At 67.1% G+C, this 6812-nt stretch carries 5 protein-coding genes; 2 read left to right on the forward strand and 3 right to left on the reverse strand.

Annotated elements, in window-relative coordinates:
• Positions 1-361: 361 nt before the first annotated feature.
• The gene (locus AC2H6A_RS16825) at positions 362-1351 is read left to right on the forward strand and encodes an alpha/beta hydrolase family protein (protein WP_484274869.1); all 990 of its coding nucleotides are present in this window, start codon (positions 362-364) and stop codon (positions 1349-1351) included.
• A 412-nt stretch (positions 1352-1763) separates the two neighbouring features.
• The gene (locus AC2H6A_RS16830) at positions 1764-2612 is read left to right on the forward strand and encodes an enoyl-CoA hydratase/isomerase family protein (protein WP_484274870.1); all 849 of its coding nucleotides are present in this window, start codon (positions 1764-1766) and stop codon (positions 2610-2612) included.
• Here the strand turns inward: AC2H6A_RS16830 and AC2H6A_RS16835 are convergent.
• From AC2H6A_RS16835 to arsS, 3 genes are all read right to left on the reverse strand, one after another.
• Positions 2572-3663, reverse strand: coding sequence for a hypothetical protein (locus AC2H6A_RS16835; RefSeq protein ID WP_484274871.1), 1092 nt, complete (start codon positions 3661-3663; stop codon positions 2572-2574). The two genes, AC2H6A_RS16830 and AC2H6A_RS16835, sit on opposite strands and share 41 nt — an antisense overlap.
• On the reverse strand, positions 3660-5825 hold the full coding sequence (locus tag AC2H6A_RS16840; protein ID WP_484274872.1) for an FAD-dependent oxidoreductase: 2166 nt from the start codon (positions 5823-5825) through the stop codon (positions 3660-3662). Before AC2H6A_RS16840 ends, AC2H6A_RS16835 begins: the two co-directional genes overlap by 4 nt.
• The coding region (arsS, locus tag AC2H6A_RS16845) for an arsenosugar biosynthesis radical SAM (seleno)protein ArsS (RefSeq protein WP_484274873.1) at positions 5825-6812 on the reverse strand (988 nt) is incomplete at its 5' end. The genes arsS and AC2H6A_RS16840, both read right to left, overlap by 1 nt.

Genomic DNA, 6812 nt, shown 5'->3' on the forward strand with positions numbered 1-6812 from the left:
GCGGTTTTGGCGATGCCACTGGACAGGGCGTCCAGCACGTCACCCATTTCTTCAGCCCGTGGGTTCGAAGATGAGGTGTTGTTGGTAGCCATGGACTTGCTCCTTGATGCCAGTACGAAGTGTTTTCATACAGGTTCATACCGTTTGGCTACGCGTTTTTTCTCAGCGGGGCGGGTTGGTGCATCACAAAGGATGGGCTGCTTTCGGCCACGACCTGCCTCTCGCGATGCGTCCAATACCCGCCAGCCGCCTAATGCGTTGCCGCAGGGTCGTACCCGACCCACTGCTTCGTCGCAAAGTGCATGACTTGCCTCGCTGTCGTGCGACACTCGCGCTTGACTCCATAACTTGCTGCCGTGCCATGAAAACCAGTAAGTCGAAGTTGTTGTCCAGCGTCGCCGCGATGGCGATCCTGCTCATCGGCACATTTGTCAATGCTGCCGGCTTCCAGCAAGGAGCCGCAGCCGACCCGGGTGGCAATCCAATCGTGATCGGTATCTGGTATCCGAGCCAGACCGTTGCCAAACCCGTCTCGATGGGCCCGACGACGATGACGGTCGCAATCAACGCGCCGGTGAACGGCAAGGCATTGCCCATGATCGTGATGTCCCACGGAACGGGCGGTTCCAACCTCGGACATTTCGACACAGCCATTGCGCTCGCAGACGCGGGCTTTGTTGTGGTGGCCATGAACCATACAGGCGACAACTACGCAGACCAGAGTCGCAGCACCGACATCATGGATAGGCCAAGGCAGGTCAGCCGTGTGATCGACCACATGCTGTCAACCTGGGAGGGGCGTGTGGTGATCGACCCGCAGCGCGTCGGCATGTTTGGCCATTCCGCAGGCGGATTTACTGCGCTTGCAATCATCGGTGGCGTCCCGGACTTAACGAAGATCATTCCGATGTGCAAGGAGTATCCCGGCGACTTCGCATGCCAGTTGGTGGCCAAGAGTGGAAACCCGCGCGTCGTGCCTGTCACCGCAATGGTTGCCGACGCACGTATCAAGGCGGCAGTGGTCGTTGCGCCAGCGCTTGGATTCACGTTCTCGCAGGACAGCCTGAAAAACGTCAAGGTGCCTGTGCAACTCTGGCGAGCCGAGTATGACACCTTGGCACCGCACCCGCGATATGCGGAGGCGGTGCGACAGGCGCTACCCGAAGCGCCGGACTATCGGGTCGTTGCAGATGCCGGTCACTTCGATTTCCTGGCCCCCTGCAGCGCTGCGCTCGCATCGTTGGCCCCTGCAATCTGCACGAGTCAGGCGGGCTTCGATCGGGCAGCGTTCCATGTTGGCTTTAATTCAGAAGTCGTGAAATTTTTCGAGAAGACACTCGAAAAACGCTGAATTGGCTAAACGCTTAACTGATCGGCGACAACTTCGCGCACGAAACGTCTCTGTGCACCAATTGGCGGTTCCCTGACGACTTTCTACAAAGGGTCCAAAGGGCACGGTGGGGCAACCTATCAGGTTCGAATTCCGCATCACCCTAAAACACGGATTCTGAAAACGCTCGTTACGAGAAGATGTCTCAACGTTTAGAAAGATGAATCGGACCCCAAGAGCTTGATCTACTTGTCCTTGTAAAGCTCAGGTGGTTTGTGATGAAGCATGTTCCGCCCCGCCGGAAAATGAAGACATCAGACCGCTGCCCAGCGGCCTTTTTCTTTGTCGGCCGCCATCAGCGGCGCATGCACTCCTAGAATCATGCATCGAGCCAGGGCGCGCGTCCCCGGCCGATCCCCTGGAGGAGCGTCCCATGCAGCCCGCAGTGCCCACCATTCCGGCCCCGGTCTCCCGCGCCCTGCGCAAGTCGACGCTCAGCGTGTCGGGGGGCATCGCCTGCCTGACGATGACCGATGCGCCGAGCCGCAACGCGATGACCCAGGACCTCAAGGACGATCTCGACGAGGTGGTGCGCCTGGCCGCCAGCAGCGATGACTGGCGGGCGCTGGTGATCACCGGCTCGCCGGGGGTGTTCTGCGCGGGCGGCGATCTGCGCGCGCTGACCTCCCGTCGCAACCCCGATGGTTCGCCGGTGCGCGATGTCGAGGGCATCCGCCGGCGCATGAGCCGCAGCCATGCCTGGTTCGAGAAGCTCTACAACCTCGAGATGCCGGTGATCGCCGCGGTGGACGGCCCGGCCTTTGGCGCCGGCTTCTCGCTGGCGCTGGCCTGCGACTTCATCGTGGCCTCGCCGCGGGCGAGCTTCTGCATGGCCTTCAACCGTATCGGCGCGCTGCCCGACCTCGCGGCGCTCTACCTGCTGCCGCGCATGATCGGTCAGCGCCGCGCCAAGGACATCATGATGACCGCGCGGGTGGTCTCGGTGGAAGAGGCCAGCACGCTGGGCCTGGTGCACTCGGTGCATGAGCCTTCTGCGGTCATCGAGGCTGCGATGGCCATGGCGCGCAGCTTCGCACAGGGCTCGCCCCAGGCGCTTGCCATGACCAAGCTCTTCACCAACCAGTCGCTCGAGTCCGACTACGCCACCATGGCGCGCCTCGAGGGCACGGGTCAGGCGGCCTGCCTGAACAGCGACTACTTCTTCGAGGCGGTGGCCCGCTTCATGGACCGCAAGCCGCCGCGTTTCGACTGGCCGCACTGAGCGGCGCCTGCGCCGCGTGGCGCACCGCGTCGGCGAGCGCATAGTCGGGCCCGCGGCAGATCCGTTCGAAGTACGAGGCGTGCGCGTCGCTGCCGGCGGGCCACTGGCGCAGGAAGGTGTCCCGCCAGCGGTGCTGGTCGATGTCGAGCGCGATCGCGTCGATGTGGGCTTCGCCCACGCGCACCCCGAAGCGGCGCGTCTCGCCGCTGACCGGCGTGGTCGCAATCCGGGTGAGCAGCCCGGCGGTGTCGCCGCTGAAGTTGGGCATGCCGCTCGCGCCGTTGTTGAACACCCAGCCGTGCCGGCCATCGCCGGCCAGCCCCAGCTGCTGGAACACCGGCAGGCAGGTGTGGGTGCAGGCGAAGGCATCCACCTGCGCGCGCGCGAACCAGTCGCGCACCGTGTCGAGGTGGGCGGGGTCACGCAGATGCTCCTGGGCGAAGCCCCAGCCGGCGAGCGACTGCGCATCACCATGAACGATGCCGATCCGCAGGCCCGCCGCATCGGCGCGCAGCCACATCGGCAATGCCTGCAGTTGCGCGCGTTCGGCGGCGCTCGGCGCCTGCCGAAGGCGGGCGTGGATGCGGTTGGAGCGCGCCACGACCGCGTCGCCCACCCACTCGGGGTAGGCGCAGCCGCAGCCCGGGTCCTCGCCCTCGTCGGGCGGCGGCGCGGCAAGCTCGGTCTCGACATTGCCGCGCAGGGCCCGGTGCGCCAGCACGCCACGCTGCACCTGCGCGAAGAGCGCCGGATCGGTGTCGAACCAGTGGAAGTCGCCATTGAAGACCAGGCACTTGCGGCCGGACTCCCGATCGAACCGGGCCAGCACCGCGTCGAGCGCCAGCGGATTGCCGTACAGGCCGCCCACGACATAGAGCACTTCGAGATCCTGCAGATCGGCCGGCGCCGGGCTGGCGAAGACGTCAGGTTGATAGCGGTAATGCAGCGGACAGGTCCGGCCGGGGGCGTCGTCTTGCGGCGGGCGGACTTGCGGCGGATCGGCCTGGGGCTGGGCCGCCTGCGGTGCCTGAACGGTGTGCGCGGCGCTCATCGGCGCTCCCAGTCGTGATAGCGCGCCACCCAGCGCAGCAGCCGCTGCGGTGCATGGTCGCGTTTCCACTGGCCGGCGGCGTACTTGTTCGCCTCGGCCAGGGTGGGGTAGGTGTGGATGGTGCCCAGGATGCGGTTCAGGCCCAGGCCGTGCCGCATGGCCAGCACCCAGGGGGCGAGCAGCTCGCCGGCATGTTCGCCGACGATGCACACGCCCAGGATGCGGTCCTTGCCGGGCACGGTGAGCACCTTCACGAAGCCGTGCGCGACGCCGTCGGCGATCGCACGATCGAGGTCGGCGAGGTCATAGCGCGTGACCTCGTGGGCGATGCCCTGCGCGGCCGCCTCGGCCTGCGACAAACCCACACGCGCCACCTCGGGATCGGTGAAGGTGGTCCAGGGGATCACCGAGTAGTCGGCCCTGAACCGGCGGAATCGCCCGAAGAGCGCATTCACCGCGGCATACCAGGCCTGATGGGCCGCGACATGGGTGAGCTGGTAGGGGCCGGCCACATCGCCCACCGCGTAGATGTTCGGATAGAGGGTCTGCAGCCAGGCATTGGTCTGGATGGTGCCGCGCTCGCCGAGCGGGATGCCGAGCTCTTCCAGGCCGTAGCCGGTCACCCGCGGGGAGCGGCCCACCGCGCACAGGATCTGGTCGAAGGCCAGCGCATGCTCCTGGCCATCCTGGCCCACGATCAGGCGGCGGCCCTGCGCGTCTTGCTCAACCCGCAGCGCCTGGTGACCGGTGAGCAGCCTGACGCCGTCGGCACGCAGGGACGCGGCCACCTGCTCGGCCACCTCGGGGTCTTCGCGGGCGAGCACGCGGGGCGCCATCTCCACCTGGGTTACCTCGGACCCGAGCCGGGCGAAGCTCTGCGCCAGCTCGCAGCCGATCGGCCCGCCGCCCAGCACCACCAGCCGGCGCGGCAGTTCGGTCAGCGACCACAGGTTCTCGCTGGTGAGAAAGCCCGCCTCGCGCAGCCCCGGAATTGCCGGCACCACCGGGCTGGCACCCGCGGCGATCACGATGCTGCGCGTGGTCAGGCGCTGCACCGCGCCATCGGCCAGCGTGACCTCGACGCACCAGGGGCTGACGATGCGGGCATGTCCCTGCAGCACCTCCACACCGAGTGCCGTGTACCGCTCGACCGAGTCATGGGGTTCGATATCGGCGATCACCCGGTGCACGCGCCGCATCACCGCCGCGAAGTCCACCGTGCCGGTGGCTGCACTGATGCCGAACCCCTCGGCTTGCCGGAGCTGGTGGGCGAGCCTGGCCGAGCGGATCAGCGCCTTGCTGGGCACGCAGCCCGAGTTGAGGCAGTCACCGCCCATGCGGTGGCCTTCCACCAGCGTGACCCTGGCCTTGACCGCCGCGGCGATGTACGCGGTGACCAGCCCGCCGGCACCGGCCCCGATCACCACCAGGTTGCGGTCATAGCGGGCCGGCCGCGGCCAGCGGGCATACTGGCGGCGCGCCTGCGCCCAGGCCACGGCGCGTGAGGCCAGCAGCGGAAAAAGGCCCAGCAGCACGAAGCTGCCGAGCAGCCCGGGCGAGAGGATGTCGCCGGCCGAGCGGATGGCGGCAAGCTGGGTGCCGGCGTTCACATAGACCGCCGTGCCGGCCAGCATGCCGATCTGGCTCACCAGGTAGAAGCGGCCCGCGCCCATCGGCGTGAGACCCATCAGCAGGTTGATCAGCCAGAACGGGAACACCGGCACCAGCCGCAGCGTGAGCAGATACGCGGTGCCTTCGCGCGCGACCCCCTGGTTGATCGGGGCCAGTGACTTGCCCAGGCGCGCCTGCACGAGATCACGCAGCAGGTAGCGCGACGCCAGGAAGGCCAGCAACGCACCCAGGCTCGAGGCGAACGAGACCACCAGCAGGCCAAGGCCCAGACCGAAGATCGCCCCTGCGGCCAGGGTGAGGATCACGGCGCCCGGAATCGACAGCGCCGCCGCGAGCACATACACGCCGAAGAAGGCGAGCACCGTGATCAGCGGTCGCGCCTCGTAGGCGCCGAGCAGCGCGGCGTGACTGGACTGCAACTGCTCGAGGGTGAGCAGTCGCGCGAGTTCGCCGTGGCGGTAGAGCGCCACGGCACCGGCGAGCGCGAGCAGCGCGCCCAGCCAGGGCAGGGCGCGGCGGCCGCGGCGCATCAGGTGGCGACCCCGATCGCAGCCTGCGACTGGGCCGGCGCCTGAGCGCCATCGGACGCCTCGGGCACCAGTGCGCCACCGCAGCTGCTGCCCTGCCCGGCGGTGCAGCCGTAGCAGTGCCCGGCCACCCGGATCGGGGAATCTTCTGCGTCGACCTTGAGCAGATCGCGCAGATGCGCGCGGGTCTGCCCCCGCAGGCCAGCCGGCATGCCCAGCATCTGGTTGAAGTCGCAGTCATGGAGATTGCCCTGCCAGTCGACGCTGATCAGGCTGCGGCACATCACCGTGTCCAGGTTCTCGGGGCGATGGGCCGACCGCAGCAGCTGCATGTAGGCATCGAACTGGCCGTGGCTGAGCAGCGTGCTGCCGAATCGCTGGATCGGCATGTTGGCCAGCGCGAACAGGTGGTTGAACTCGATGCCGAAGTGCTGCCGCAGTTCGCGCTTGTAATCGGCCTCGAGTGGCCCCTGGGCTGGCGGCAGGCTGGGGCCCTGCGGGTTGTAGACCAGATTGAGCACCAGTCCGGTACCGGGCCTGCCGTAGCCGAGCGCATTGAGCTGTTGCAGACCCGCGATGCTGCGCTCGAATACCCCATTGCCGCGCTGCCGGTCGACATTGGCCGGGGAATAGCAGGGCAGGGAGGCGGTGATTTCCACCCGCTGCCCGGCCAGAAAATCCGCCAGCGAGGCCTGACCCGGCTCCGAAAGAATGGTCAGGTTGCAGCGGTCGATCACCCGCGTGCCGAGGGCACGGGCATCGGCAACCAGATCACGGAAATGGGGATTGAGTTCGGGCGCTCCGCCGGTGAGATCGAGCGTGCTGATTTTCCGGGCGCGCAGCACCGCCAGCACCGTGTTGATGGTTGGCGCGTCCATCATCTCGGTGCGATTCGGACCGGCGTTCACATGGCAATGCAGGCAGCTCTGATTGCAGCGATACCCGAGATTGACCTGCAGGGTTTCAAGTCGGCGGCGACGCAGCGCCGGA

It is taken from the genome of Quisquiliibacterium sp., from assembly GCF_982640115.1.